The following is a 25,571-nucleotide window of genomic DNA, read 5'->3' as shown; positions in this document are numbered from 1 at the left end:
CATTCCATCATTCATATGATTCGGAAGACTTGCTTCCGGATAAGGGGGTTACAGAATATGAAGAAGTACTTTTTGTCCGTTGTAATGAGTTTACTTGCGTGTCTTTCCATCACAGTCCTGGGCGCGGCAAAATCCGATGAGGTAGTCATCGGAGTCACGCTGCCGCTTACGGGCGATCTGGCTTTCAGCGGACAGCAGGTCAGCCAGGGCATGACCATGGCCATGGAAGAAATCAATGAACAGGGCGGCGTTTTGGGCAAGAAACTGAGGCTTGATTTTCAGGACGACAAGCGGGACCCCATCGAAGGGGCCAACACCTATCAGCTCCTCAAGGGCAGAGGCTATCCGATTATTCTCGGTTCCCTGACCTCCGGGGTGACCGCGGGCATGGCGGCCAAGGCTGACGTGGACAAAATGCCTATCCTGACGCCTACGGGAACGGCGGATATGCTGACGGAAGGAAAATCCTTCGTGTTCAGATCCTGCTTTGTGGACTCCTATCAGGGAAAGATCGTGGCGAAATTCGCGGCGGAGACGCTGAAAGTCAAAAAGGCGGCCGTGCTCTATTGCAGCGCCGACGAATATTCCCTCGGATTGTATGAGTCCTTCCTCATCGCCTGCAAAGATTTCGGCATCGAGCTCGTTGCCAAAGAAATCTCGACGACCATGACCGACGTGGACTACTCGGCCCAATTGACCAAAATCAAAGAAAGCGGCGCGGAGATGATTTTCGCCCCCTACTACTACGGGACGGCGGCGCTCATCGTCGTTCAGGCCAGAGAGGCCGGCTTTACGGGATATCTTGTGGGCGCGGACGGCTGGAGCAACATCGCCGGAAAGGTCGGCGACAACGCCGACGCCTTCAAAGACACCTACTGGACGGGGCACTATTCCGTGGATGATCCGGAACCCGCCGTTCAGGCTTTCGTCAAGAAGTTCACGAGCAAGTACGGCAACGAAACACTGACCAGCTCGGCGGCCCTGGGATACGACTGCGTGTTTATCGCGGCCCAGGCCATGAAAGAAGCCAATTCGACGACCGATCGGGAAAAGGTTGCGGCGGCCCTGCGCTCGCTGAAGTTCTCGGGCACCTCGGGAACCTTCACCCTCGAGGGCGGCAATCCCCAGAAAAACGTAGTCGTCAACGGTATCGTAGACGGCAAGGAAAAATACATCGTCACGGTAAAACCGTAATTTTATAACGCAACACCGGGAGAGACGCGCAGGTAAGCATAGACCACCCGCATACGGCGCGTCTCTGCCCATTAACACCCGAACAAAGTCATCTGTGAAAAATACATCTCATCCCAAAAGAACAACATCGAAAAAGGGGGGAAATTTTGAACAAGGAACTGGTATTATTTTTTCAGCAATTGATCAACGCGCTGAAAATAGGAAGTGTTTACGCGCTGGTCGCTCTGGGCTACACCATGGTGTACGGGATCATCCGGCTCACCAATTTTGCCCACGGGGACTTCATTATGGTCGGCGGTTACACCATGCTGTTCATGATGCCTGTCATGGCAAAAATGGGAATCCCGGTCTGGTGCGCGGTGTTTATTGCCATAGCAATATGCTCCTGTGTGGGCGTCACCGTAGAGCAAGTCGCTTACAAGCCGGTGAGAAGGTCCGGTTCATCCGTATCCGCGCTGATTACGGCCATTTCCGTGAGTCTCTTTATGGAGAATATGGCGCTTCTCGTTGTCGGCGGATCTCCGCGCAGCGTTCCGCGGATATTCAGAATGCCCAATGTGAAAATCAGCGGGGTTTCCGTCAACGGCAATTCCATGCTGACCATTGTCATCGGCCTTTTTGTCATGATCTGCCTGACGCTCTTCGTCAGACGCACAAGAGCCGGGAAAGCCATGCGGGCCGTATCGGAAGACGGGCAGGCTTCTATTCTTATGGGAATAAATCTCAATCGCAGCATTACGCTGACCTTCGCCATGGGGTCGGGGCTGGCCGCCGTGGCGTCCATGATGTATTGCACGGCCTATCCGCAGGTGCAGCCCTTTATGGGGGCCATGCTGGGGCTTAAGGCCTATGTCGCCGCGGTACTGGGCGGTATCGGCATCATTCCCGGGGCCATGCTCGGCGGCATGGTCATCGGATTTGTGGAAACAATGACAAAAGCCTATATTTCTTCTTCCTACGCCGACGCCTTCGTGTTTGCGATCCTGATTGTCGTGCTGCTCGTGAAGCCCGCGGGCATCCTGGGGAAGAATATCGGGGAGAAGGTGTAGCCATGGTCATCGAAAACAATATGAGCGATACAAAGCGGCATTTAATTAATTTTCTGGCTGTTGCGGCCATCTTTGCGATTATCGTGGGCTTGAAGCAGACCGGCAGGCTCTCCCCCTATATCCAGGGGATCATGATGACGACCTGCATCGCCATCGTCATGTCCACGTCTCTGAACCTCGCGACGGGATTCCTGGGCCAGGTAACGCTGGGACACGCGGGATTCATGTCCATCGGGGCCTATACTTCGGCCATCGTCACCTGCACGCTGCGGGACGCGGGCATATTGACCGGCTCCGCGGGCGCCGACATCACAAGATTTTTGTTCGGAATGTTGTGCGGGGGCGTGCTGGCAGCCATATTTGGCGTATTTGTGGGGATACCCGCGCTGAGACTCAAAGGCGACTATCTGGCCATCATCACGCTGGGCTTCGGGGAAATCATCCGGGTCGTGATCCAGAATATGGAGATTACGCGTAAGGGCCGTTCCTACATCGGGATTGACAGCCTTTCGAACCTCTACGTGGTCTTTTGGGTCATGGTGACCTCGGTTTCCGTGATCTACGCCCTGGTCAATTCCAAATACGGCAGGGCCTTTATGTCCATCCGGGAGGACGAGGTGGCTTCGGGGGCCTCGGGCATCAATACGACCTATTACAAGGTGCTGGCCTTTACGATATCCGCGTTTTTCGCGGGCGTCGGCGGGACCATTTACGCCCATTATATCGTGACCTTGCAGCCCTCGACCTTCAATTTCAGCAAGTCCACCGAATACATGATCATCGTGGTTTTGGGCGGCAGAGGATCGCTGACCGGATCCGTGGTGGCGGCCGTATTCCTGACGGCGCTGCCGGAACTGCTCCGGACCTTCTCCACTTACAGAATGTTGGCCTACTCTGTGGCCCTCGTCTTCGTCATGATCTACAAACCGGGCGGCGTGTTCGGGAGCTATGAATTCTCCCTCGTACAGACGCTCAGGAAATTTTTCGGGAAAAAGGCGCCGGCGGTCAAGGCCGCGGCGGAAACGACCGGGGAAGGTGATCGGTAATGGCGCAAGCGACAGCGGCAGTGAGCAAAGAAGCCGTTTTGAAGACGGAATATCTCGGCATCGCCTTCGGCGGGCTGAAGGCCGTGGACGATTTCAATATCGAACTGTATCCCGGCGAGCTTGTGGGGCTCATCGGCCCCAACGGCGCGGGAAAAACGACGGTTTTCAATCTTCTGACCGGCGTGTATATGCCCACGGAGGGCAAGATCTTTTTCGAGGGCAAGCTCCTCAACGGCAAGAAACCCTATCAATGCGTGGCGGCGGGCATGGCCAGGACCTTTCAGAACATCCGGCTCTTCAAAAAATTGTCCGTATTGGACAACATCAAAGTCGCCTTCGGTAAAGACATCAAATACCGGCTCTTCGGATCCGTGTTCCGCTCGCCGCTCTACTTGCGGGAAGAAGCGGATATGGACGCCAGAGCGCGGGATCTGCTGAAGATCTTCCATATGGAGGACAAGGCCGAATACATCGCGCAGAATCTGCCCTACGGGCAGCAGCGGAAACTGGAGATTGCCAGAGCTCTTGCCACGGGCATGAAACTCCTTCTGCTGGACGAACCCGCGGCGGGCATGAACCCCACGGAGACGCAGGAATTGCTTGAATGTATCAACCTGATCCGCGAGCGCTTCAAGATCACGATCCTGTTGATCGAGCACGACATGAGCCTTGTCATGAACATCTGCGAACGCATCGTCGTTCTGGATTACGGCAGGATTATCGCGGCGGGCACGCCGGACCAGATTTCCAAGGACCCGAAGGTCATCGCGGCCTATCTGGGCGCGGACGACTAAGGGGGGAGGACTATGTTACAGGTAAAAAATATGCACGTACATTACGGGGCCATCCACGCGATACACGGCATTGACCTCGAAGTCAACGACGGAGAGGTCGTTTCCCTGATCGGGGCGAACGGCGCGGGAAAGACGACGATCCTGCATACGATCACGGGACTGAAGGCGGCGTCTTCGGGCGAGATTACCTACGACGGCGTGGACTTGAGGAAAATCGCGCCGAACAAAATCGTCACGATCGGTATGGCCCACGTACCCGAGGGGCGTCATATCTTCGCGCGGATGACGGTTCTCGAAAATCTGGAAATGGGCGCCTATATGCGTAAAGACAACGCCAACCTCGGCGCCGAAATGGAAGAGGTGTTCAAGAGTTTCCCGAGACTGAAAGAGCGGGTAAAGCAGGTGGGCGGCACGCTTTCCGGCGGAGAGCAGCAGATGCTGGCCATTTCCCGGGCATTGATGTCAAAGCCGAAAATTCTGTTGTTGGACGAACCTTCCATGGGGCTCTCGCCGATCCTCGTCAAGGAAGTGTTCAGCATCATCAAACAGCTGCACGAGAAGGGGATTACGATCCTGCTGGTGGAGCAGAACGCCAAAATGGCGCTTTCCATAGCCGACAGGGCCTATGTGCTGGAGACAGGCAATATCTCTATGTCGGGTTCGGCAAAGGAACTCATGGACGACGACAGGGTGCGCAAAGCCTATCTGGGCGCGTAGGAGGCGCGAGGCAAGGAATTTTTCGGGCGGCGCCCGTTGACAAGAGGGGGAGTTGCGGGCTATAATTGTAGTAACACGAACATAAGGGGTGATAGCATTGAGCAATTTTGTGGTAACCATATCCCGGGAGCACGGGAGCAGAGGACGGGAGATCGGACGTTTGCTGGCGGAGCGTCTCGGCGTCGAATACTATGACAAGGATATCCTGAAGCTCGCTTCGGAATCCAGCGGGATCAACGAAGAGCTCTTCGCCAAATACGAGCAGAAGAATCCGCTCCTCTTCGGCATCGCCAAGAAAATCTACACGGGAGAAGTGATCCCTCCGGGGAGAACCGGCTTCCTGTCGGGCGACAACCTGTTCAACTATCAGGCCAAGGTCGTCAAGGAGCTGGCCGAAAAGGAATCCTACGTGATGATCGGGCAATGCGGCGGTTTCGTTTTGGATGACATGACGCCGAAACTGAAGCTCTTGAAAGTCTATGTGACGGCCAGGAAAGAGGACCGGATCAAGTCCATCCAGGAACGCTTTGACCTGCCTTTGCGGGACATCGAGCGCCTGATCGAGAAGACGGACAAGCAGCGGGCGGGCTATTTCCAGTACCATACGGGCGAGAAGTGGCACGATATCCGTCAGTACGACCTCTGTATCAGCACGAGCAAGATTACCGTGGATCAGGCGGTGGAATTGCTGGCGGATTATGTGGGAATTCTGACGAAGGAAAAATAAATTCCGACGCAAAAATGACGGCAAAAAATAAGAGCGCAGCGGTTCGTATGAAACCGCTGTTTTCTTTTTGGTCAAGCTTCAGACATAAAATTGTCGTTTGTAGTCAATTAGCGACAAAAGTTTTGGAATTTTTCCAAAAAGCCAAAACTGGGATGAACATTTTTTAAAATTGAAACGATTATAAATTTCCTGTGAAAATTTCCATATTTTCACAATTTGTTATTGATTTGTTCATTGGATATAAATTTCACCACAATTCAGATTTTTCTTTACATAGTTTGGAATGCGTCGTATAATAGGCCAAACAGCAATCCCAAACGCACACGGGTTTGCAAGCAGGCGATAAATCCACAGTCCGGCGCTGTGGCGAAAAACAAAAAAACATCGTAAAAAAGGAAGGGCAGAAGCGCCCGGCGGATGATCATGAGGATCGGCGATGAGGAAAAGTAAGGAGGATTGCGGATGAGAAAGATCATTCATGCAGGGAAAGTCTCTATGGGCGAAGACGCTCCCGTGATTTACGCAAGCCGGGAACGTCTTCGGGAATTGAAATTTTTTATGCGGGAAGTTCCGGCGGAAAGGCCTGTGGCCGATGCCCTTGGGGGCCCTCTCCTGGAGTTGGCAACCCGGGAAGGGGCGGAAGTTCTCTTTTCAAGCGCCGTCCTGATCCGCTTCGCTACGGAGGACGACGTGGCCCGTTTTGATCCGGAGACCATGCTCGGGGCTTTTCCCGAAGGGCTGGGCCTGATCGTGACGGCCGGAACGCCCGGGGCATACTGTGACGCGGTCTTTCGATTTTTCCGGATGGCGGGGCCCGCCGAGCGCGACGTGGAAAGCGCGCTGATGGGGACGCTGGCGGCCTTTTGGGGCGACCGCCTGTCGCAGGCTAAAATACGGGTCCGGCAGTTCACCCCCGGCGGGGGCGTGTACCTTTGCGAGACCCGCAGACGAAAGATCGCCGTCTATCTTATTTCACAAAGAAATCCGTAAAGCGGAAATTCACACAGTCCACAAGGCCCCTGTCCGTCAACCGGAGCTCGGGCAGACAGGCGAGAGGGATCAGCGCCATGGTCATGAAAGGCGAGGGCATGGCGCAGCCGATGGCGTCCCAGGCGGATTCGAGGGCTTCGACGTCCCGGGCCATTTGCGCCACGGGCTTGTCCCCCATAAGACCCGCGATGGGGAGCTTCACGAGGCCGAGGATTTTTCCGTCGGCGACGACAACCATGCCGCCTCCGGCTTCGATCAGCGTATTGGCCGCCAATGCCATATCGTCGTCATTTGTCCCGAGAACCAGCAGATTGTGGGCGTCATGGGCTACCGTGGAAGCCATGGCGCCTTTTTTGATGCCGAAGCCTTTGACGAGACCGCAGCTGAAGTTGCCGGTCCCGTGGTGGCGCTCAAAGACAAAGGCCTTGAGCAGATCCCGGGAGAGATCGGATTCGATCCTTCCCTTTACGGGGGCGACGTCAAGGACGCGCTCGTAGGTGCCCACCCGGGCGGGGATGACCTCGATGACCCGGACGCGGACACGATCCGGGCCCGGCGCTTCGATCCGGAAGGAATCGGCCGTGATTGTTTGTTTGACATGCATCGTATGCAGCGCGAAATCCGGAAAAGCGGCGGGTTCCGGCGTATAGAGGATCTTTCCCTCCGAGGCCACATGCTCCCCGTCGATCCAGACTTCCGCCGCCGCGAAGTCTTTGAGGTCTTTGAGGAGGACGAGGTCGGCGCATTTCCCGGGCGTCACGGATCCCAGTTCATGATCCATTTTGAAGCACTGGGCCGTATTGATCGTCACCATCTGGAGGGCCGTCAGGGGATCTATGCCTTCGGCCACGGCCCGCCTCAGGATGTGGTCCAAGTGACCGTCCCGGATCAGCGTGTTGGGGTGGGTATCGTCGCTGACGAGGCAGGCGAAGCGGGTATCGATCTCATTGGCCGTCACGGCTTTGGAGACGTCATGGAGATCGTGCCAGGCCGAGCCTTCCCGGATCTGGGCGTACATGCCGAGCCGCATCTTGGCCAGCGCTTCGGCGGCGGAGGTCGACTCGTGACAGCAGCGGATCCCGGCGGCCGCGTAGGCGTTGAGGCCTTTTCCCGTGTCGGGGATCGAAAAATGGCCCGTAGCGATTTTGCCCGCTTTCAGGGTTTCGCCGACGATGGCGTGGGTCTCCGGGTCCGAAAACAGGATTCCGGGAAAATTCATCATTTCCCCGAGACCGACGATGTCTTCGGATTTCATGGCCTCGCGGACGTCTCCGGAACGGATCTCGGCGCCGGCGTCCTCAAAGCCCGGTACGGCAGGGACGCAGGAGGGCATGGTGACCATGGATTTCAGCGGCGTCCGCTTGCCGTCGGCGATCATGCAGTCGACGCCGGGGACGCCCAGCACATTGCAGATCTCATGGGGGTCCATATAGATGCCCGTCGTCCCGTGGGGAATGACGGCCGCGGCGTATTCGCCCACCGAAAGCATGGAGGACTCCACGTGGATGTGGCCGTCGAGAAAACCCGGAACGAGGTATCTGCCCCGGGCCTCGACCACAAGGGTTTTCTCTCCGATACAGTGGGCCGCGTCGCCTACCAGGGCGATCCTCCCCCGGGATACGGCGACGTCGGTGTGTTCGAGGATTTCACGGGTACAGACGTTGACGAGTTTCGCGTCCCGGATCACGAGATCCGCGGGGATCGTTCCCTGGGCCACGGCAGATAGCGCGGGACTGACGTCCCAGAGCGTATTTTTGGAAAATGCGGGCATTTTCATCACTTCCTTATTCAGATTTTGTTCCTCTTCTATTATAGCGTATTTTTTTCTCCATGGGAAAAAAATTTTTTAAAAATTTCAAGATTATTGCTTGCATTTTCAGACAAATGCGGATACAATATATAAAAATAAGGCGGAGGCGATGAAATGTCTGAAAAAACGAAAAAAGCGTATTTTGCTTCAGGCTGTTTCTGGGGGACCGAATACTTTTTCATGAAAGCGCCGGGGATCGTCTCGACCACCGTAGGCTTTATGGGAGGACGCGTGGAGCGTCCGGCCTACGTCGAGGTCAAGACCGGAACCACAGGCCATCTCGAGTGCGTCGAGGCGGAGTACGACCCCGGGAAGACAGACTATGAGGCTCTCGTCCGGCTGTTTTTTGAGACCCACGACTTTACCCAGACCGACGGTCAGGGTCCGGATATCGGCTCTCAATACCTCTCGGCGATCTTTTACGGGAGTCCGGAAGAAAAAGCCATTGCCGAAAAATACACCGGCATCCTGACGGAAAAAGGCTACAAGGTGGCGACGGCCCTTAGACCGGCGGAGACATTCTGGCCCGCCGAAGACTATCATCAGGAATATTACGAACACAAGGGGACCGCGCCCTACTGCCATTTTTACAAAAAAATATTCTGATCTTGCCGACTTTGGGCTACGGAACGGGATTTACGATGAAGATAAACCAAAAGACAAAATTTTTTCTCCCGATCCTGATGCTGACCCTTTCGGGTTGCGTCTGGGAAGAAAACGACGCGCTGACGAGGGAAAACGCCTCATTGGAAAAGGCGCTGAAGCTCGCCATGCAGGACCAGGAGCGGTTGACGGCCGATAACGACGAGCTGTTCAAGACGAAACTGAGCCTTGAGGACAAAATCGCCGCACTCGAAGAAGACGCGGAGAAACTGCGGGGAGAACTGGCCGGCCTCAGGGACGGGCTCGCCGAGGCAAAGGCGAATGTCGCCGCCAAGGAAAGGGAGGTCGCGAAAAAAGAGAGCGAACGGAAAGATTTTGAGTCCTTCGCCCAAAAGAAGAGCTTCGAGACCGAGGAACTGCAGAATTATATCAAGCGGCTCAGCGCCGAAAGCGCCGACGGGGAGAAAATAACGGCGACCCTGCGGGCCGAAAATGAAGCGGGAAAGCAGACGATTACGACGCTCAGGCGGGAAAAGGAAGAAACGGAATCGCGATTGGGCGAACTGGCCCGGGAAAACGAGGCCCTCAAGGCCGACGGCCGGAAGCTCTATGAGGATACGGAGCGGCTCAAAAAAGAAAACGAAGAGCTCCAGGCCCTGATCAAAAACCTGAAACAGCGTCTCGGCACGGCCAGGACCGGCGACTGAGACCCGACGCAAATCACAAAGCAGACAAAACTGGGAGTATACAGAAAAGTCAAAACCTATAGGGGTGAATCAATGAAAAAAATCGAGCAGAGCAATCCCGAATTGAGAGAAGTGGAATTTGAGGAATCCATCGCCTTTACCAAGGAGGATTTTATCATCAGCCTGAGCTCCATGGCCTTCCGCAGGATGATTATCGAAAGCCATCTGAGCGGGGAAGGCGACGAGGCGCTGGGAGTAGACGATACGTCCATGTTGAAGGCGGAGCTGGAGCTTCTGGCCGAGACCATGAACAAATTCGAATATGTGCTGAATTTCAACGAAATCATGTGAGCGGCAAAAAAAGGCAACATCCGTCCTGCGGGACGGATGTTTTAACGTGTGATTTTATGCGTTTGGTGCCTGGGGGGGGACTCGAACCCCCATGGTATTGCTACCGCGGGATTTTGAGTCCCGTGCGTCTACCAATTTCACCACCTAGGCGTAACAGTAAGATTCTAACGCATTTTTTCCAAAATGTCAATGGAAAATTTTAATTTTTCGGGAAAGATTTCGGCGAAGCGTTTGTCGCGCTAAAATATGTAGCCGCGGAGCCGGAGATGACGGATCCGGAAATAAAAAGCCGCGATCAGCCAGTAAAAGAGCGCTGTCACATAGAAAAAACGCCGCCCGAGGACAGGATACAGCAGCATGCCGAAGACGCCGCCTCCCGCAAAAAACAGAATGCAGAACAGGGAAATCAAGGCTTTTTCGAGATGGTTCCGGTTCGCGGGGTCCCTCAGGAAATAGCCGAGGTAGACGCCCAAATCCGTCAGATTGCCCGACATGTGGGTCGTGCGGACGACGACGCCGTTGTAGCGGAGGAGCAACCCGTTCTGAAGGCCCATCAGGAACGCGAGAAACAGCATAAAGGGATAGACGCGGCCGGCCGTCAGGGCGTTTGCCAGGGCAAGGGCCGCTCCGGTAAAGAGCAGGATAATGCCGTAGCGCTTCTTGAGGTTGAATTCCCGCTCGTGGACGATAAAGCCCGAGACGGCGCCCCCCAGGAGAAAAGCCCCCATCAGCGCCAGGGCGCTCCCCATGTCCCGGAAGCGAAGCGCCGCCACATGAGTGGCGAAGCGGGAAACGACGCCGGTAAAATGCGAGACTGTCGTCGCGAAATACGCGACGCAGACCGTATTGACCATGCCCCCCGTAAAGGCGAGACAATAGATCCACAAGAGCAGGATTTTGCTGTACATTGACCCTCCCAATAATGAATAACCAACAAGAGTATTTATTGTCACAAGGTAGATTTTGCACTGCTTATAAAAACGTCAATAAATTTTTTTTTGAAAAAACACTTTACAAACGGGAAAATATGTGCTATAAATGAATTGTAGCAATAGTGATATTGCTAAGCAACGGAATTTTTCTTGCAGGTGGCTCCTCGCAAGACAAATTATAATTTCCTGACCGATGGTGGCTCCGGAGGCCGGGAAATGACAAAGGGTTTTTCGGACAGATAGAGTTGGCTACTTGACTGAAGGAAAAAACCTTTAAGCAATCGGAAATGAATTAGCTACTCATTGAGATTGCGGGTAAAACCCGGGATTAGCTACCCCGGGTTTTTCTTTTGCGGGGAAGGACCGCAGTTTGATTCTATCACAAAAATCCTCATAAATCAAGGGAAATTCCGCGGAATCGGAGGCCCTTGAAAATATTCCTTGCAAGTTTTCGGAAAATCATCTATAATGGGAGAGTCAGCGAATCACAAAAGGAGGATCCGGATGTTTCGATCGGTTAAAATATGCGACGATATTTCGTGGATCGGCGTCAATGATTTTCAGAAGGAACGCTTTGAAAATTATATCCCGATACCTAACGGCGTCAGTTACAATTCCTATATTATCAGAGACGAGAAAATCTGCGTCATCGACGCGGTGGAAATCAATACGGCAATCACGTTCATGGACAAGCTCCATGAGGCTTTGGGCGGCCGGAAGCCCGATTATTTCGTGGTGAATCACGTGGAGCCCGACCATTCGTCGGGACTCAAGGAACTCGTCCGCTATTACCCGGACATGAAGATCATCGGAAACGCCAAGAGTCTCCCGATGCTGAAGGCGCTCGCCCACAACTTCCCCGAGGAAAATTTCATCACGATCAAGGAAGGGGACGAAATCGACCTCGGCAAGCACAAGCTGACGTTTGCCATGATCCCCATGGTTCATTGGCCCGAATCCATGGTCACCTACGACAAGACGTCGGGGATTCTCTTTTCCAACGACGCCTTCGGCGGCTTCGGGGCCCTTTCCGGGGGTATATTTGACGATGAGGTGGACCTCACGTTTTACAAGAGCGAGATGCGCAAATATTATTCAAACATCGTCGGCAAATACGGCGCTCAAGTCGTCATGGCCATCAAAAAGCTCGGCGCCCTCGACATCAAAATGATCTGCCCCGCCCACGGGATTCTGTGGCGGCGGGACGTGCCGGGGATCGTGCGGATATATGAAAAATGGGCGAAATTCGAGCCCGAGACGAAGGGCGTCGTCATCGTCTACGGCAGCATGTACGGCAATACGGCCCAGATGGCGGAAGTCATCGGGACTCAACTGCGGGAATCGGGCATTACCGATATCCGGATTTATGACTCGTCCAAAGTGGACTCGACCGATATCGTGAGCCGGATCTGGAAATATCAGGGCTTGATCCTGGGTTCCTGCGCCCACAACACGACCGCATACCCAAAGCTCGTGCCGATCCTGCACAAGCTGAAGAATTACGGCCTGAAGAATCGCTTCGTCGGCATCTTCGGCAGCATGATGTGGTCGGGGGGCGGCGTTCGCGCCATTCAGGAATTTGTGGACAGCCTGCCGGGACTGACCCTGGTCGCGCCTCCGGTCGAAGCTCACGGTTCCCCCAAGGAAGAGGACATCGCGAAGCTGAAACAAATCGCCATCAGTATGGCCGAACACCTGAACGGGACCGAAACCTCACAAATGAAATCCTGACGGGGAACCCCTGACGGTTGAGCCATGACGAATAAGGTCATCGTTTACTCATGTAATCATAGCAATCGCTGTAATCACTGTACGCGTCTGTAGTTCAATTGGATAGAGCACTTGACTTCGGATCAAGGGGTTGCGGGTTCGAGTCCTGCCGGGCGCGCCAAGAAAATCACGCGGGGTCGCAAAGCCCCGCTTTTTGTTGCCCTTTTTCTTTTTTTGTTGTATAATGGGAACAGATAAGTCTACGGAAACCCCGGCCTGAGTCCGGAATCGGGGAGAGGAGAAATAATGCATCCGACCTTGATACGCATCGGAAATTTGGATATCCGTTTTTACGGGATTTGCATTGCGCTGGCTTTTTTGCTCGGGCTGGCGGTCGCCAAGCGCCACGCCCGGGAGAAGGGGATCCCACAGCCCGCCGTCGAAAACTTCGCCTTTGTGGCCATGATCTCCGGCGTCATCGGCGCGCGTCTGTATTACGTGGCCTTCCACCTGCCCTGGTATCTCGCGAATCCCCTTGAGATTCCGGCGGTCTGGCACGGGGGCCTCGCGATTCACGGTGGGATCATCTGCGGATTTTTTGGCGCTTTTCTGTATTCGCGGATAAAAAAAATCCCCTTTTTGGCCTTCGGGGATCTGATGGCGGCGCCCTTCATCCTCGGACAGGCCGTCGGACGCATCGGAAATTTTATGAACGGGGAAGTCCACGGCGTTCCTGTCGTGACGCCCTGGTCCGTCATATTCCGGCTGAAACCCGCCTTCGGGGATTGGTACGCGCGCTATCTGACCCTGCCGGCCGCCGAACGTTTGCAATACGCGCCGAAAGTCCCCTGGGGGCTTGTGTTTCCGCCTTCATCCCCGGCGGGATCCGAATTTCCCGGCGTGGCCCTGCATCCGGCCATGCTTTACGAATCGGTCCTGAATCTGGCGGGATTTTGCCTGATCTGGTTTGTGTTGCGGAAAAAATGCGGAAAAAAGCCCGGCCGGCTCTGGTGGTGGTACCTGATCCTCTACAGCGTCAACCGGATCATCGTGAGCTTTTTCCGGGTTGAGGACCTGATGATCGGCCCCTTCCGCGCCCCCCACGCGGTCAGCGCGCTGATTATGGTTTTCGCGGCGCTGATGTTGGCCCGTGGCAAGGAGGCCTGACATGCGCCTTTTTATCGCGATCAATTTTCCCGCCGACGTCAGGGAAAGCCTGCGAACCTTGATCACGGAGCTCCGGGACAATGCGATTTCCGGGACTTTTTCCGCGGCGAATAATCTTCACTTGACGCTGGCTTTCCTCGGCGAATGCGACAGCAGGGAGACCGCTTTGGTGAAATCGGTCTTGAAGCGTCTGGCATTCGCGCCTTTTTCCCTGACGCTGGAAAAAACCGGCCGCTTCCGCCGGGAAGGGGGCGACGTCCGTTGGATCGGCGTCGGGAAGAATGACGCGCTGACGCAATTGCAGCGGGATCTGTGCGAGCGCCTGCGGGAAGCGGGTTTTCGCGTTGATGACAGAGAATTTCGGCCCCACGTGACATTGGGGCGCGGGGTGAATTTGCGACAGGGATACAGCCCCCCGGAACCCGCGGCGCTTACCTTTGACGTCATTAGCGTAGCGTTGATGAAATCGGAACGGATTCAGGGGAAGCTGACGTATACGGCGATGTATAATAAAAATTTTGCAACTTCAAAGTATGAAATTTCAAAAAAATAAAAGTTTTTGGCTTCCAAGTCAGAAATTTATAAAAAATAAAAGTTTTTGACTTTGAGGTCGAAAAGTTCTTGACTTTCTCCCTTGAAAAGCGTATACTCAGGTTGAGGTGATTGTATGAAAGCGAGAGACGCTTATCTTTCCGTCCTGAAATCCTTCAAGGATAAAGAAGAAATCAAAATCATCACCGGCGTCAGACGCTGCGGCAAATCTTCGTTGCTGGAATTGTTTGTCGAATATCTGCTCGCAAGCGGAGTCCCCGAAACAAGGATCATCCGGATGAATTTTGAGTCTCTGCGTTTTTCGCATATTCAAAACTACATGGATTTGTACCGCGCCGTTTCCGCCTTGATATCGGGAACGGAAAAGCATTACATTCTTCTGGATGAAGTCCAGATGGTAGAGAATTGGGCCAGAGCCATAGATTCATTTCGGGTGGACTTCCCGGCGGATATTTACATCACCGGTTCCAATTCCCGCCTGCTGTCTTCGGACTTTGCCACAATGCTGGGCGGACGCTGTGTGGAGATCAAAATGTATCCGCTTTCCTTCAAAGAATTTCTGGATTTCAATGATTTTGAGTCCGACGCAGGGATGGAACGAAAATTCGAATCCTATCTGAAGTATGGCGGTATGCCCGGGATTGTTCAGTACAATTTTGCGCAGGATCAAATCAATCCCGTTTTGGAAGGAATCTATTCCACGATTGTCTTGCGGGACGTCGTGGAGCGGAACGCCGTCGGTGATCAGCGCCTGCTGCAAAAACTGGTTCTCTTCCTCGCGGATAATATCGGGAGCCTTGTCTCTCCCAACAGCATTGGAAACGCCTTTGTTCGGGAAAAGGAACTCCAGATCGGGGGAAAGACAAAACCTCCTGCGGGCAAGACGATTTCTTCCTATATTGAAGCCCTGGAAAGCGCCTATATTTTTTACGGCGTTCCCCGCTATGACATCCGGGGGAAGGAGTATTTAAAAACGCTGGATAAATACTATATCGTAGATACCGGCATCCGAAACATCCTTTTGGGATATCGGGACGTCAATCGGGGATATCTGCTGGAAAACATCGTCTATTTCGAATTGAGGCGAAGAGGATATGACGTGTCCGTCGGAAAGGTCGGCGAGACGGAGATAGACTTTATAGCGGTCAAACCCGATGAGAAAATCTATTATCAGGTTTCGGAAAGTATCCGGGACGAAGGCACAAGAAAACGGGAGATCTTTTCGCTCCAAAGCGCAAAGGACAATTACCGCAAAGTCATCCTGACCATGGACCGGAGTTTTGTGAATTCCTATGAGGGCATAGAGGTTAAGAATCTGCTTGACTTTTTGCAGGAATGAAAAATTTCAGACTTTGAGGTCGAAAAACCCTTCTTGTACGTCGCGTCCCCTACAGATGATATCATTTTTAAAATCAGCGCCAAGTACCTTCAAAAAGTGACTTGGCGCTGAAATCTATTTTTGATTTATTTTTTCTAAAACATTGATATTGCTTGACTTTTAAGCCGTTTTGCCCTATAATATCCGTAAGAGCAATTCAGAGAACTCAGCGCTAACTATATTTTTTATACCACTTAGCGCTGGCTTTCGGAGGACCCCCGATGGAGATAATCGGCAGAAAGCAGGAAATCAAGGCGCTTACAAGCTATATGGAATCCGGAAAGCCCGAATTTTTAGCTGTTTATGGCCGGAGAAGAGTCGGCAAGACATTTTTAATCAAGGAATTTTTCAGGAACCGCTTTGCGTTTTATTGCACAGGCCGTTTTGACGGAAGCAAAGAGGAACAGCTGCAAATGTTCAACATTGCCCTGAATAAATACGGTAAAACACCCTACCCGCAAAAAAATGACTGGCTGGAGTCTTTCCTCCAGTTGGAACAGCTGATCAAAACCGCCAAATCCCCGGGCCGCAAAGTCATTTTTATCGATGAAATGCCGTGGTTGGATACGCGCGCGTCCGGCTTTTTGTCCGCGCTGGAATATTTCTGGAACAGTTTCGCTTCGGCCCGGCCGGACGTGTTTTTGATCGCCTGCGGGTCGGCGACGTCCTGGATTGTGAAAAAGCTGTTTGAAAATACCGGCGGACTTTTCAACCGCGTGACGCGGCGAATGGCCCTCAAGCCCTTTACGCTGGCGGAATGCGAGGCATTTTTCCACTCGCGTCACATTGTGCTGAACCGCTATCAGATCGTCGAAGCCTATATGATTTTCGGCGGCATTCCCTTTTATCTCGATCAGTTCCGCCCGGACTACGGGCTTGCGCAAAATGTGGATTTTCTCTGTTTCGGAGAGAACGCCCCTTTGAAAGACGAATATCAGGTGCTCTATAAGACACTGTTCAAAAATGACGAAAACCATCGGAAAATAGTCACGGCCCTTGCGGGAAAATTATCGGGTCTCCCGAGGGAAGAGATCGTTTCGGTGGCGAATTTACCCGACGGCGGGACGCTGACAAAAGTTCTCGATGAGCTGGAATCCAGCGGCTTTATCCGCAAGTACCACGGTTATGCCAAAAAAAGCAGGGGCGCGCTCTATCAGCTCACGGATCCCTTCACCCTGTTTTGGCGCCGCTTTCTCGCGGAAGGCGGAAACAACGACGCTGCGTTTTGGGCGAAAAGCCTGAGCGCCGGCAGCCAAAACGCCTGGCGCGGGTATGCTTTTGAACTGGTTTGTCTCGCCCATGAGGAGCAGATCCGGAAAGCCCTCGGCATCGCCGGCGTCGTCGCCAATACGTCAGCTTGGCGAAGTAACGGTAACGGCGACTATGCCCCGGGCGCGCAGATCGACCTCGTGATCGACCGGGCCGATCATATCATCAATCTCTGTGAGATCAAGTACGCCCTTCGGGAATTTGCGATCGACAAAAGTTACGCGGAACGTCTTGAAGCAAAAATCCGGGCTTTTGCCGAAGAGACAAAAACCCGGAAAGGCCTTCATATGACGTTTGTGACGACTTATGGCGTCAAGCGAAACCAATACGCCTACCTCGCGCAGTCGGAAGTCACGATGCAGGATTTGTTCGGATGAGGGGCAAGTTTATCCGCCATGATCCGGAGTCGGGTGGAGCGCTTGTCACAAAAAGAGCTCGGGCTCTTTTCGGGCCATAAAATTCCCCTCAAGTCTGGCCCGCATTTTGGCCAGGGGCTCGGCGTCAAAATACTTGGCCCCGACGGGACAGATTTTCACGCAGGCGCAGCAGAGAATGCAGCCCGGGCTGACTTGAGCCGGATCGGCGGGATCGATAACGCCCATGGGGCATCCTTTTACACAGGCGAGGCATTTTGTGCACGCCTCTTTTGTTTTGGGCAAAAAGGGCATGGCGGCCATTCCGTCTCTGTAGGGAAAGTTCCCCTTTACGGAAACGGCGGCCGGACTTCCCCCGCGACGTTTTTCGACGATCTTACCGGCGAAGGTCGCGGCGATGTCCAGATCATCCCGGTCGGGCCTTCCTGCCGCCAGTATGTTTGAAAACGAATGTTCCCCGATAAAGGCGCCGGCGGCGATGACCACAAAGCCTCTCGCCGTCAGGAGATCTTTGGCCTCAAGAAGGGCGTCGTCGTAATCGCGGTTTCCGTAGGTTGCGATGACGACCGCGGGCGTTTCGCTTCCCGAGAGCTTCGGAAACAGACTTTCCAGCAGGGTGGGGATCCGTCCGGCGTATACGGGGAAGCCGAAGATCAGCAAATCCTCTTTTCCGAAGGCGTAAGCTTTTTCTCTGGCGGCGGGGCGCGTGAGGTCAATGTCTTCGCGGGCAAGACCGAGACCTTCTCCGATAACCGGCGTCAGGGCCGCGATGACCCTTTGCGTCGTGCGGGTGGGGCTGAAATACATGGCGTGCAATTTTCCTTCCATTTTTCCTCCTGTAAAACGTGACGATGTCAATCACATGTATCTGCTCATGCTGAATCCTCGCGGGATACGACGCGCGGATGTCAGACCTCTTCTTCCTGATTCAAAAAATATCGCCTCTTTTTTTCGCTGCGCTTCTTGTACTGGATCGCTTCCGTGGGGCAGCGGCAGATGCAGGCCATGCAATGGGTGCAATGGTCTCCCCAGACCGGCTTTCCATCCCGCAACTCAATGTTGTTGAGCGGGCAGAGATCGACGCAGGCCCCGCAGGATGTGCAGGCGTCCGTTGCGTGAAAGCCCTTGGCGCTGATGATAAAACGGTAAAACAGGGGATTGATCATCGCGCCGAGCAGTCTTGTCAGAACCCCGCCGGTTTTTGTCTGAAGGGGGCTGCGATTCTTTATTTGAGTCGCCAACCGGTCCATGTCCGGCTTCGCTTTTTCAATGATTTCCCGGCAGGCTTCCGGATCGGGGGCCGAGAACAGGGCGATATAATTTTCGGGCATTTTCAAGGCTGAGAAACCCAGAAAAGTCAGACCTTTTGACTCGAGAAGGATCTTTGCCCGATCGCCGGCGCTCCCGGCCGATTCTCCGCAGGTCATGAGGACATAGGCCTCACGGCTTCCTGTAAATGTGGACTTTTCGATAAAATCCTCCACGATCCTGGGCATACGCCAGGCATAGACAGGGCAGACGAAGACCCAGGGCTTTTCCGAGTGGAAATTTCCGGGAATTCCGTTTTTGATGGCCGCGTTGAGGGAAATAAGCTCGTCTCCGACGATTTTTGCGACGCGTCTCGCCACAAATTCGCTGTTGCCGGTACCGCTAAAATATACTATCATGGTATGCCTCCTTAGAAGCGGATGCGCACAACTTCGCCATTTTCAGTGACGGCTTCCGCTTCCGACACGAGAATCTCATAGACGTCGAGCAATTCGCCGTTTCCGTCGGCGGATCCTTCCTCTCCGGGAGTGGATTCTCCGAGGGCTTTGGCGAATTCCCCGTAAGTCAGGGCGCTTTTTTGTACGCCGGCTTTCAGGGAGCGGGCGTGGGCAATGCCTTCCGCGGGGATTGTCGTAAAGGCGATCACGTTGTTTTTCGCGAACTCGAGGACTTTCCGGTCGGCCCGGTCCGATACGAAGTACAGGATGTGCGGTTTTTCCGGATTATAGTAAAAATTGACGACCCTGACGCTGGGGATATTGTCCACCGCGGTCGCCAGCGCGATGAGGTTGGTGTTGTTCAGCACTTCTACGTAAATGTTGGTTGCGTTCATGTGTGGCCTCCTGTGGTTCCGCGTTTCCCCCGGAAATTAAAAAAATGGCGCGCCCAGCGCGACTCGAACGCACGACCTTTGCCTCCGCAGGGCAACGCTCTATCCATCTGAGCTATGGGCGCAAAAAATGGTACACCCAGTGCGGTTCGAACGCACGGCCTCTGCCTTCGGAGAGCAGCACTCTATCCATCTGAGCTATGGGTGCATATTTGGCGGAAAGAGTGGGATTCGAACCCACGGTACAGTTTCCCGTACGCATGCTCTCCAAGCATGTGCCTTCGACCACTCGACCATCTTTCCGTATTGATTCAGCTTAAAAAGTATAACAGATTTTCGTCTTTCCGTCAATCCCTTTTTTTAAAATTTCTCTTCCGTTTTTTCCGGCTTCATGATTTTCCGGCGGGAAAGGGGGCCTCTCAAATCTTGACGAAACGCGGTTTCATGCCTTCGTACACGGTGATATAGGGCTTTCCGACGCTCCGGAGAAAATCCGCGACCTTGTCGAAATCCCGGGCGATATCCCCGCACTTGTGGGCGTCGCTGCCTACGGTGAGGATTTCCCCGCCCAGTTCGAAATAGCGCCGGACGATGTCGGGGTGGGGATAAAAGCGGCCTTCGTTGTAGCGGAAGGCCGAGGTGTTGATCTCGATGCCCTTGCCCTTGGCGATAAGCATCTTCAGGATCTCGTCGATGACGTCGCGCTGCCGCTCGTAATTGAGCCCGCGAAAGCGCTCCCCTCCGTAGCGGGTCACGTAGTCGAGGTGTCCGAAAACCGAAAAGCAGTCATAGCCGCTGACGAGTTCCAACAGGTTCCGGAAATAGAGGTCCTGCATCTCGTCTTTTGTTTTCCCTTCCTGGACCTTGCCGAAGAAGAGGTCGATCCGGTCGATCGTATGACAGGAGGCGATAATGAAATCCCAGGGGTCATTGGCCAATTCTCCGGCGAAATAGTCCGCCAGCCCCGGTTGCGCGCCGATCTCAACGCCCAAAAGGATACGGATGTCCCTGGCGTATTTTTCCCGCATTCGCAGTACGCCCGCGATATAGGCGGGACGGTCCAGCCAGTAATCCCCCTCGTAGTCAAAGGTCTCCACGTCATGTTCGTAATGGTCGGTAAAAGCGATTTCCCGCAAACCCAAGGCAATGGCGCTTTTGACCGATTCCTCCATATCCTGCGTCGAATCGTTGGAATAGGCCGTGTGGATATGGTAATCCCGATCAATCATCTTCGTTTTTCCCCCTCAAAATGGTTCATGCCGGATATTCCGGCCCTTTTATGGATTTCAGCTGAGCTTCAGCCAGATTTGGTACAGGGATACGATCACGAGGCCCGTGATGAAAAAGAGCGTCGGTCCTTTGTATTTCCGCAGCAGAAAATTCAGCAGCTTCGCCACAAAGACAAGGCCCAGCAATACGCCGATCCCGAAAAAGAACACCGGAATCAGATGCAATTCCCGCGCAAAGGCCGATAGCCCCGGAAAGGCCCCGAGGAGCGCCGGAAGTTTGGCCAGATCGCCGACAAAGCCGATGATATGGTGGTATTCGCCGAGAATCAGCAGGATCAGCGAGCCCGAAATTCCCGGAATGATCATGGCTCCCGCGGCCACCGCTCCGCAGAGCAGCATTTTGACGCAATACGCGGCGGTCACCGCGACGGGCGCGCCGACGCTCGCTTCTCCGGCGCCGTAGCGCGCGTCCAGAAAGACGAATATGCCGGTCAGAATCAGTCCCAGAACGAAAAAACCGATATTTTTTGGATCTTTTTTGTCGAGCCCCTTGACGATCAGCGGAATACTGGGGAGGACCATCAGGATGAAAACGACGGCCGTGGCCCTGGGCCAGCGGGTCAGAAAATAAAGGACGATATTCGTAAAGGTCACGATGCCGATGGCCATGCCGATCCCCACGGCGGCGAGAAATTTGACGTATTGCAGCTTCTTCGCCCGGGCGGCCCCGACAAAGCAACTGATGGATTCCGTCAATTTTTCAAAGATTCCGAGGATCACGGCCATGGTACCGCCGGAAACGCCGGGAATCACGTTGATGGATCCGATCACAAGGCCTTTGAGAAAATCAATCGCGGTTTCTTTCAAAATGAAATTGCCCCCTTTGCGCGCGATATTCGCGCCATGATATTGTATCATAAAAAAAAGCGTTGCACAAGAGAGAAAAATAAGATATAATATCGTCGTTAAGCAAATTTGATTTTATGTTAACGATAACGGAGGTCAAATGGAAACGAAAAGCGAAGTGCTGCGCTATCTGATAGAGAGCGGCGACGCCGGGACCTCGGGGGAGAAAATTGCGGGATATCTCGGCCTTTCCCGGACAGCGGTCTGGCAGGCCATCCGGAAGCTGAAGGCGGAGGGCCATGTCATCGAGAGCGCCGGCAACAAAGGCTATCGCTACCGGAAAACCGACATCCTGACGCCTGAGGGGATCCGCCACCGGCTGCCCGAAAGTCTCAAAGGCATTGACATTTTCTGCTACGACAGCATTCCGTCCACGAACAAAACGGCGAAAATCATGGCCATTGAAGGCGCGAAAGACAAAACGGTCCTTGTTGCCAACCGACAAACCGGCGGTTACGGGCGCTTTTCCCGGGAATTCTGGTCGCCCCCGGGCAGCATCTACACGAGCGTCATTCTGCGTGAAGGGATAAACGACAAAAATACGGCCCTTGTGACGATCAGGAACGCGGTCGCGCTCAAAAGAGCAATCGATCGGGTGGCAAACGTCGACGTCGCCATCAAGTGGGTCAATGATCTCTATCTGCGCGGGAAAAAAATCGCGGGGATCCTGACCGAAGGAGTCCTCGACTACGAGACGGGCAATATTTCGGCTGTCATCGTGGGAACCGGCGTCAACTTCGCCGCGCGGGATTTTCCGCCGGAGCTCAGGGACATCGCGGGCCCGATCTTTGAGGACGTCCAACCGGCGGCCATCCGCAACGAGCTTATGGGGGAGTATTTGAAGGAATTCTTCGCGATCCTTGCCGAAGACGACGACGCGGGGCTGATCGCCGAGTACAGGGCGGCGTCCTTCGTATTGGGGAAAACGGTCCGCTTCGTCCTCGAAAACGTGCCCTATGAAGGGACGGCCGAGGATATCGACAAGGCCGGGGAGCTGATTGTTCGGCTGCCCGACGGGAAGCGAGTTTCGCTCTTTTCGGGGGAAATCAGCGTGAAAATTCAATCATGATTCGCACAAAGGCAGGTTGGAGAAGGTCGTAGGGGCACGCATTGCGCGCCCGTACAGGTTGCATCAAAACATTGATCAATTTGAAAAAGGAGAAATGATGAACACCCAGGAAATGAAAGAAAAGGTCCTTCGGGGCGAATCCGTCACGAGGGAAGAGGCCCTGTATTTGGCGGAGGCCCCTCTCGAGGAATTGTGCGCGGCAGCCGACGAGATCCGGACCCATTTTTGCGGAAATGCCTTTGACGTCTGCGCCATATTGGACGGCAAGGTCGGCAAATGCTCCGAAGACTGCAAATACTGCGCCCAATCGGCCCACAATCACGCCGAAATCGACTGCCATCCGCTCTACGGCACGGAGGTCATCGTCGAAGACGCCAAATACAACGCCGACCGCGGAATCCCCCGCTACTGCATCGTGACCGCGGGGAAGAAGCTCCCGCGCCGGGAATTGGAGCAAGTCTGCGAGAGCGTCAGGGCCCTGAGGGCGGAGAACCTGCCGCAGCAGATCTGCTCGTCCCTGGGTCTCCTCAACGAAGAGGAGTACCGGATGCTGAAAGACGCCGGCGTGACCCGTATCCACAACAATCTGGAGACCTCGGAGCGCTATTTTCCGGAAATCTGCACGACGCACAGCTTCCGGGACAAAGTCGCGGCCATCAAGGCGGCCAAAGCGGCGGGCATGGAGATTTGCAGCGGCGGCATCATCGGACTCGGCGAGACCATGGAAGACCGGATTGATCTGGCCTTGGCCCTGCGGGAATTGGATATCCGCTCGATACCGGTCAATTTCCTGAATCCGATCCCCGGAACGCCATGTGAAAATAATGAAAAAATCGAACTGGACGAAGCCCTCAGGGTCATCGCGATCTTTCGCTTCATTAACCCCCGGGCCTTCATCAAAATGGCGGCGGGCCGGGCCATGCTGGGCGACGACCGGGCCGTGTTCCGCTCCGGATCCAACGCGACAATTACCGGAGATTTCTTGACAACAACGGGGTCAAATATTGACAATGACCTCAAATTGTTCGCGGAATTGGGATATACCTTAGTGTAATACCCGGTAAATGAATATGCAATAAATAAATCACGTATTCATTCCCATCAATGGAATCACTGCTTATCAGTAAAGGAGCAACAAAATCATGTCAATCGGCAATACAATCAGCGCAATCCATTTAAAATCTGTTTTCATCACGGTCTATTTTGTCTTCACCCTCTTTGTCGGTTATCGGTCCTGGCGCAAGGTCAAAGACGGCAGGGACTTTTACGTGGCCGGGAAAAAAGCCGGCGTCGCTCAGGTGAGCGGAAGTCTCTTGGCCACCATGCTGGGGAGCAGCGCCATCATCGGCTCCGTCGATTCCGCGTATCGGATCGGCTGGGCGGGTTCGTGGTTTATGCTTTCGGCGGCACTGGGTCTCGTGGTCCTGTTTTTTCTCGTCCGCTGCCTCAAGGACTATCAAGGCTACAATCTGCCGGGCCTTCTCGGCGGATTTTACGGCGATGGGGTCAAAAAACTCTCGTCTCTGATTATTTCCATCGCCTGGATCGGCGTTGTTGCGGCGCAGATCATGGGCGCGGCCAAGATTCTGACCGTCCTTCTGGGGATCTCCTTCGCGACGGGGGTCGTCATTACCGGAACCGTCTTCACGCTCTACACGCTCTGCGGCGGCCAGCTTTCGGTCCTCAAGACCGACTTCTGGCAACTGCTCTTTATCCTCGCGGGCCTCGTCCTGACTTGGGCCTTTATCCGGACGACGCCTGTTACGACGCCCGCGCCCGGCTTTTTCAACGCGAAATTCACGGGGCTTGATCTTCTGATCCTGTTCCTCACGTACTCGAGCACATATTTTGTGGGTCCCGACGTCTATTCGCGGCTTTTTTGCGCCAAGGACGAAAAGACCATGAAGAGGGCCATCGTGATCTGCATCGCGGTTCTCGTTCCCCTGGGGCTCATGTTCGGAAAAATCGGGATCTACGCGACCCAGGCCTTCAGTCAGGGAGCGATCGGAAAGGAATCCGTGCTCTTCATGATCGCTTCGCAAAAACTCCCGGGTTTCGTGGCCTTCGGACTCTACGTGGGATTGCTTTCGGCGGTGATCTCCTCGGCCGATACGACGCTGATCACAGCGGCGTCGCTGATTGCGCAGGTCTTTACCGACGATCTCGACAGCCGGCGGGGCATCAGCGCCACGAGAGCCTTTATGGCCGTAATCGGGGCCGCGTCCATGGTCATCGCCATCCACAGACAGGACATCCTGCCGACGCTGCTTTTGGCCTTCACGGTCTATTCGGGAGCGCTCATCATTCCGACGCTGGCGGGTATGCTGGGACTCCGGCCGTCGAAAAAAGTCGTGATGGCAGCCATTCTCACCGGGGGCGTCGTCGCCCTTTGCGGGAAGCTCTACGGCGGGACCCGTGGGAATTATGTGATGATTCTGGCCTTTTTGCTGAACGGGGGGATCTTGCTGGCGGGGAAAAAATCAACCTTGTTTTTCAATGAATAATATGCTATATTGAAGGCAGAAAGAAAAGAGTCATGATTTGTTAGGCATAGAACGCGATTTTACAGGCGGAATTTCGGTTCCGCCTTTTTTATTGGCGACATGCAGAATACCCCCCGTAGAGACGCAATGCCTTGCGTCTCTTGCAACGGACACGCCCCCATATACAGGCGTCGGCCCAATCATATACAAAAATAATTTAAAATTTATTGCAACCCGCGCTGTTTCATTTTTTGCACCTCTTGTCCGCCTCATCGTGTCAAAAATTTCTTTTTGCGTCTATTTACAATTCACATTTTTTATGCTATCATGCGGATAATGGGAGCCATATAGAAAACCGGCCGGTAACACGGCCAGATTTCATACGGCTCTTTTTGCTTTTTGTTGAGCCCTGCCGCACCGAGTCAGATTTGACCGCC

25 protein-coding genes and 5 tRNA genes are annotated in these 25,571 nt (G+C 54.1%); 19 read left to right on the top strand and 11 right to left on the bottom strand.

Features of this window, described 5'->3' with window-relative positions:
- Positions 1-84 precede the first annotated feature (84 nt).
- The 7 genes from LBQ97_09210 (at position 85) to LBQ97_09180 (ending at position 6,517) form a co-directional block, all read left to right on the top strand.
- The gene (locus LBQ97_09210; protein ID MDR1832882.1) at positions 85-1,194 is read left to right on the top strand and encodes an ABC transporter substrate-binding protein; all 1,110 of its coding nucleotides are present in this window, start codon (positions 85-87) and stop codon (positions 1,192-1,194) included.
- Between the two features lie 146 nt (positions 1,195-1,340).
- The gene (locus LBQ97_09205) at positions 1,341-2,243 is read left to right on the top strand and encodes a branched-chain amino acid ABC transporter permease (protein ID MDR1832881.1); all 903 of its coding nucleotides are present in this window, start codon (positions 1,341-1,343) and stop codon (positions 2,241-2,243) included.
- A gap of 2 nt (positions 2,244-2,245) precedes the next feature.
- The gene (locus tag LBQ97_09200; GenBank protein MDR1832880.1) at positions 2,246-3,289 is read left to right on the top strand and encodes a branched-chain amino acid ABC transporter permease; all 1,044 of its coding nucleotides are present in this window, start codon (positions 2,246-2,248) and stop codon (positions 3,287-3,289) included.
- A complete protein-coding gene (locus LBQ97_09195) occupies positions 3,289-4,083 on the top strand; it encodes an ABC transporter ATP-binding protein (GenBank protein ID MDR1832879.1) in 795 nt (264 codons plus the stop codon). The genes LBQ97_09200 and LBQ97_09195 overlap by 1 nt, the downstream gene beginning before the upstream one ends.
- A 12-nt stretch (positions 4,084-4,095) precedes the next feature.
- Positions 4,096-4,800, top strand: coding sequence for an ABC transporter ATP-binding protein (locus tag LBQ97_09190; protein ID MDR1832878.1), 705 nt, complete (start codon positions 4,096-4,098; stop codon positions 4,798-4,800).
- 97 nt (positions 4,801-4,897) lie between these two features.
- On the top strand, positions 4,898-5,527 hold the full coding sequence (locus LBQ97_09185) for a cytidylate kinase-like family protein (GenBank protein MDR1832877.1): 630 nt from the start codon (positions 4,898-4,900) through the stop codon (positions 5,525-5,527).
- Between the two features lie 462 nt (positions 5,528-5,989).
- On the top strand, positions 5,990-6,517 hold the full coding sequence (locus LBQ97_09180; protein MDR1832876.1) for a hypothetical protein: 528 nt from the start codon (positions 5,990-5,992) through the stop codon (positions 6,515-6,517).
- Here LBQ97_09180 and ade read toward each other — a convergent pair.
- Entirely contained in the window at positions 6,495-8,294 is a 1,800-nt protein-coding gene (gene ade / locus LBQ97_09175; protein ID MDR1832875.1) for an adenine deaminase, read from the bottom strand. The two genes, LBQ97_09180 and ade, sit on opposite strands and share 23 nt — an antisense overlap.
- Positions 8,295-8,441: 147 nt before the next feature.
- On the opposite strand from ade, the gene msrA reads away from it, so the two are divergent.
- From msrA to LBQ97_09160, 3 genes are all read left to right on the top strand, one after another.
- Positions 8,442-8,933 carry a peptide-methionine (S)-S-oxide reductase MsrA gene (gene msrA / locus LBQ97_09170; GenBank protein ID MDR1832874.1) on the top strand — a complete coding sequence of 164 codons (492 nt, stop codon included), beginning with the start codon at positions 8,442-8,444 and terminating at the stop codon, positions 8,931-8,933.
- 35 nt (positions 8,934-8,968) lie between these two features.
- Positions 8,969-9,637: a hypothetical protein gene (locus LBQ97_09165; protein MDR1832873.1), complete on the top strand. Its 669-nt coding sequence runs from the start codon at positions 8,969-8,971 to the stop codon at positions 9,635-9,637.
- A gap of 72 nt (positions 9,638-9,709) precedes the next feature.
- On the top strand, positions 9,710-9,967 hold the full coding sequence (locus tag LBQ97_09160; GenBank protein ID MDR1832872.1) for a hypothetical protein: 258 nt from the start codon (positions 9,710-9,712) through the stop codon (positions 9,965-9,967).
- A 63-nt stretch (positions 9,968-10,030) separates the two neighbouring features.
- On the opposite strand, the gene LBQ97_09155 is transcribed toward LBQ97_09160, so the two are convergent.
- Together LBQ97_09155 and LBQ97_09150 are read right to left on the bottom strand one after the other, a co-directional pair.
- Positions 10,031-10,117, bottom strand: a tRNA-Leu gene (locus LBQ97_09155).
- Positions 10,118-10,206: 89 nt separating this feature from the next.
- Positions 10,207-10,875: a DUF1275 domain-containing protein gene (locus tag LBQ97_09150; GenBank protein ID MDR1832871.1), complete on the bottom strand. Its 669-nt coding sequence runs from the start codon at positions 10,873-10,875 to the stop codon at positions 10,207-10,209.
- A 528-nt stretch (positions 10,876-11,403) separates the two neighbouring features.
- Between LBQ97_09150 and LBQ97_09145 the strand changes: the two genes are divergently transcribed.
- The 6 genes from LBQ97_09145 to LBQ97_09120 all read left to right on the top strand — a co-directional run bounded on the left by LBQ97_09145 (position 11,404) and on the right by LBQ97_09120 (position 17,352).
- The gene (locus LBQ97_09145; protein ID MDR1832870.1) at positions 11,404-12,630 is read left to right on the top strand and encodes an FprA family A-type flavoprotein; all 1,227 of its coding nucleotides are present in this window, start codon (positions 11,404-11,406) and stop codon (positions 12,628-12,630) included.
- An 83-nt stretch (positions 12,631-12,713) separates the two neighbouring features.
- Positions 12,714-12,790 (top strand) — tRNA-Arg (locus LBQ97_09140).
- 125 nt (positions 12,791-12,915) lie between these two features.
- Positions 12,916-13,776, top strand: coding sequence for a prolipoprotein diacylglyceryl transferase (gene lgt / locus LBQ97_09135; protein MDR1832869.1), 861 nt, complete (start codon positions 12,916-12,918; stop codon positions 13,774-13,776).
- A 1-nt stretch (position 13,777) separates the two neighbouring features.
- The gene (gene thpR / locus LBQ97_09130; GenBank protein MDR1832868.1) at positions 13,778-14,329 is read left to right on the top strand and encodes an RNA 2',3'-cyclic phosphodiesterase; all 552 of its coding nucleotides are present in this window, start codon (positions 13,778-13,780) and stop codon (positions 14,327-14,329) included.
- 114 nt (positions 14,330-14,443) lie between these two features.
- Positions 14,444-15,667, top strand: coding sequence for an ATP-binding protein (locus tag LBQ97_09125; protein MDR1832867.1), 1,224 nt, complete (start codon positions 14,444-14,446; stop codon positions 15,665-15,667).
- A gap of 260 nt (positions 15,668-15,927) precedes the next feature.
- Positions 15,928-17,352: an AAA family ATPase gene (locus tag LBQ97_09120; GenBank protein ID MDR1832866.1), complete on the top strand. Its 1,425-nt coding sequence runs from the start codon at positions 15,928-15,930 to the stop codon at positions 17,350-17,352.
- Between the two features lie 45 nt (positions 17,353-17,397).
- On the opposite strand, the gene LBQ97_09115 is transcribed toward LBQ97_09120, so the two are convergent.
- From LBQ97_09115 to LBQ97_09080, 8 genes are all read right to left on the bottom strand, one after another.
- Complete coding sequence (locus LBQ97_09115) at positions 17,398-18,177, bottom strand: ferredoxin (GenBank protein ID MDR1832865.1); 780 nt, start codon at positions 18,175-18,177, stop codon at positions 17,398-17,400.
- 80 nt (positions 18,178-18,257) lie between these two features.
- A complete protein-coding gene (locus tag LBQ97_09110; protein ID MDR1832864.1) occupies positions 18,258-19,016 on the bottom strand; it encodes an EFR1 family ferrodoxin in 759 nt (252 codons plus the stop codon).
- A gap of 11 nt (positions 19,017-19,027) precedes the next feature.
- On the bottom strand, positions 19,028-19,450 hold the full coding sequence (locus tag LBQ97_09105) for a pyridoxamine 5'-phosphate oxidase family protein (GenBank protein MDR1832863.1): 423 nt from the start codon (positions 19,448-19,450) through the stop codon (positions 19,028-19,030).
- 45 nt (positions 19,451-19,495) lie between these two features.
- Positions 19,496-19,572 (bottom strand) — tRNA-Arg (locus LBQ97_09100).
- A gap of 6 nt (positions 19,573-19,578) precedes the next feature.
- Positions 19,579-19,655: transfer RNA gene (locus LBQ97_09095), tRNA-Arg, on the bottom strand.
- Positions 19,656-19,660: 5 nt separating this feature from the next.
- Positions 19,661-19,750, bottom strand: a tRNA-Ser gene (locus LBQ97_09090).
- Between the two features lie 116 nt (positions 19,751-19,866).
- Entirely contained in the window at positions 19,867-20,676 is an 810-nt protein-coding gene (locus tag LBQ97_09085; protein ID MDR1832862.1) for a histidinol-phosphatase HisJ family protein, read from the bottom strand.
- Positions 20,677-20,733: 57 nt separating this feature from the next.
- Positions 20,734-21,543 (bottom strand): DUF368 domain-containing protein, encoded by an 810-nt coding sequence (locus LBQ97_09080; protein ID MDR1832861.1) that lies wholly within the window; start codon positions 21,541-21,543, stop codon positions 20,734-20,736.
- A 139-nt stretch (positions 21,544-21,682) separates the two neighbouring features.
- Between LBQ97_09080 and LBQ97_09075 the strand changes: the two genes are divergently transcribed.
- From LBQ97_09075 to LBQ97_09065, 3 genes are all read left to right on the top strand, one after another.
- Positions 21,683-22,651: a biotin--[acetyl-CoA-carboxylase] ligase gene (locus tag LBQ97_09075; GenBank protein ID MDR1832860.1), complete on the top strand. Its 969-nt coding sequence runs from the start codon at positions 21,683-21,685 to the stop codon at positions 22,649-22,651.
- A 97-nt stretch (positions 22,652-22,748) separates the two neighbouring features.
- Positions 22,749-23,705: a biotin synthase BioB gene (gene bioB / locus LBQ97_09070; GenBank protein ID MDR1832859.1), complete on the top strand. Its 957-nt coding sequence runs from the start codon at positions 22,749-22,751 to the stop codon at positions 23,703-23,705.
- Positions 23,706-23,793: 88 nt separating this feature from the next.
- Entirely contained in the window at positions 23,794-25,155 is a 1,362-nt protein-coding gene (locus LBQ97_09065) for a sodium:solute symporter family protein (GenBank protein MDR1832858.1), read from the top strand.
- Positions 25,156-25,571 lie beyond the last annotated feature (416 nt).

The organism is Fusobacteriaceae bacterium, from assembly GCA_031272775.1.
In the GTDB taxonomy this organism is placed as follows: domain Bacteria; phylum Fusobacteriota; class Fusobacteriia; order Fusobacteriales; family Fusobacteriaceae; genus JAISST01.
This window is presented reverse-complemented; position numbering and strand designations above follow the sequence as displayed.

What these genes read in the sequence shown, in the direction of transcription:
- LBQ97_09210 (MDR1832882.1), top strand. Translation starts at nt 85, where the DNA reads ATGAGTTTACTTGCGTGTCTTTCCATCACAGTCCTGGGCGCGGCAAAA.
- LBQ97_09200 (MDR1832880.1), top strand. Translation starts at nt 2,246, where the DNA reads ATGGTCATCGAAAACAATATGAGCGATACAAAGCGGCATTTAATTAAT.
- LBQ97_09195 (MDR1832879.1), top strand. Translation starts at nt 3,289, where the DNA reads ATGGCGCAAGCGACAGCGGCAGTGAGCAAAGAAGCCGTTTTGAAGACG.
- LBQ97_09190 (MDR1832878.1), top strand. Translation starts at nt 4,096, where the DNA reads ATGTTACAGGTAAAAAATATGCACGTACATTACGGGGCCATCCACGCG.
- LBQ97_09180 (MDR1832876.1), top strand. Translation starts at nt 5,990, where the DNA reads ATGAGAAAGATCATTCATGCAGGGAAAGTCTCTATGGGCGAAGACGCT.
- ade (MDR1832875.1), bottom strand. Translation starts at nt 8,294, where the DNA reads ATGAAAATGCCCGCATTTTCCAAAAATACGCTCTGGGACGTCAGTCCC.
- msrA (MDR1832874.1), top strand. Translation starts at nt 8,442, where the DNA reads ATGTCTGAAAAAACGAAAAAAGCGTATTTTGCTTCAGGCTGTTTCTGG.
- LBQ97_09165 (MDR1832873.1), top strand. Translation starts at nt 8,969, where the DNA reads ATGAAGATAAACCAAAAGACAAAATTTTTTCTCCCGATCCTGATGCTG.
- LBQ97_09160 (MDR1832872.1), top strand. Translation starts at nt 9,710, where the DNA reads ATGAAAAAAATCGAGCAGAGCAATCCCGAATTGAGAGAAGTGGAATTT.
- LBQ97_09150 (MDR1832871.1), bottom strand. Translation starts at nt 10,875, where the DNA reads ATGTACAGCAAAATCCTGCTCTTGTGGATCTATTGTCTCGCCTTTACG.
- LBQ97_09145 (MDR1832870.1), top strand. Translation starts at nt 11,404, where the DNA reads ATGTTTCGATCGGTTAAAATATGCGACGATATTTCGTGGATCGGCGTC.
- lgt (MDR1832869.1), top strand. Translation starts at nt 12,916, where the DNA reads ATGCATCCGACCTTGATACGCATCGGAAATTTGGATATCCGTTTTTAC.
- thpR (MDR1832868.1), top strand. Translation starts at nt 13,778, where the DNA reads ATGCGCCTTTTTATCGCGATCAATTTTCCCGCCGACGTCAGGGAAAGC.
- LBQ97_09125 (MDR1832867.1), top strand. Translation starts at nt 14,444, where the DNA reads ATGAAAGCGAGAGACGCTTATCTTTCCGTCCTGAAATCCTTCAAGGAT.
- LBQ97_09120 (MDR1832866.1), top strand. Translation starts at nt 15,928, where the DNA reads ATGGAGATAATCGGCAGAAAGCAGGAAATCAAGGCGCTTACAAGCTAT.
- LBQ97_09115 (MDR1832865.1), bottom strand. Translation starts at nt 18,177, where the DNA reads ATGGAAGGAAAATTGCACGCCATGTATTTCAGCCCCACCCGCACGACG.
- LBQ97_09110 (MDR1832864.1), bottom strand. Translation starts at nt 19,016, where the DNA reads ATGATAGTATATTTTAGCGGTACCGGCAACAGCGAATTTGTGGCGAGA.
- LBQ97_09105 (MDR1832863.1), bottom strand. Translation starts at nt 19,450, where the DNA reads ATGAACGCAACCAACATTTACGTAGAAGTGCTGAACAACACCAACCTC.
- LBQ97_09085 (MDR1832862.1), bottom strand. Translation starts at nt 20,676, where the DNA reads ATGATTGATCGGGATTACCATATCCACACGGCCTATTCCAACGATTCG.
- LBQ97_09075 (MDR1832860.1), top strand. Translation starts at nt 21,683, where the DNA reads ATGGAAACGAAAAGCGAAGTGCTGCGCTATCTGATAGAGAGCGGCGAC.
- bioB (MDR1832859.1), top strand. Translation starts at nt 22,749, where the DNA reads ATGAACACCCAGGAAATGAAAGAAAAGGTCCTTCGGGGCGAATCCGTC.
- LBQ97_09065 (MDR1832858.1), top strand. Translation starts at nt 23,794, where the DNA reads ATGTCAATCGGCAATACAATCAGCGCAATCCATTTAAAATCTGTTTTC.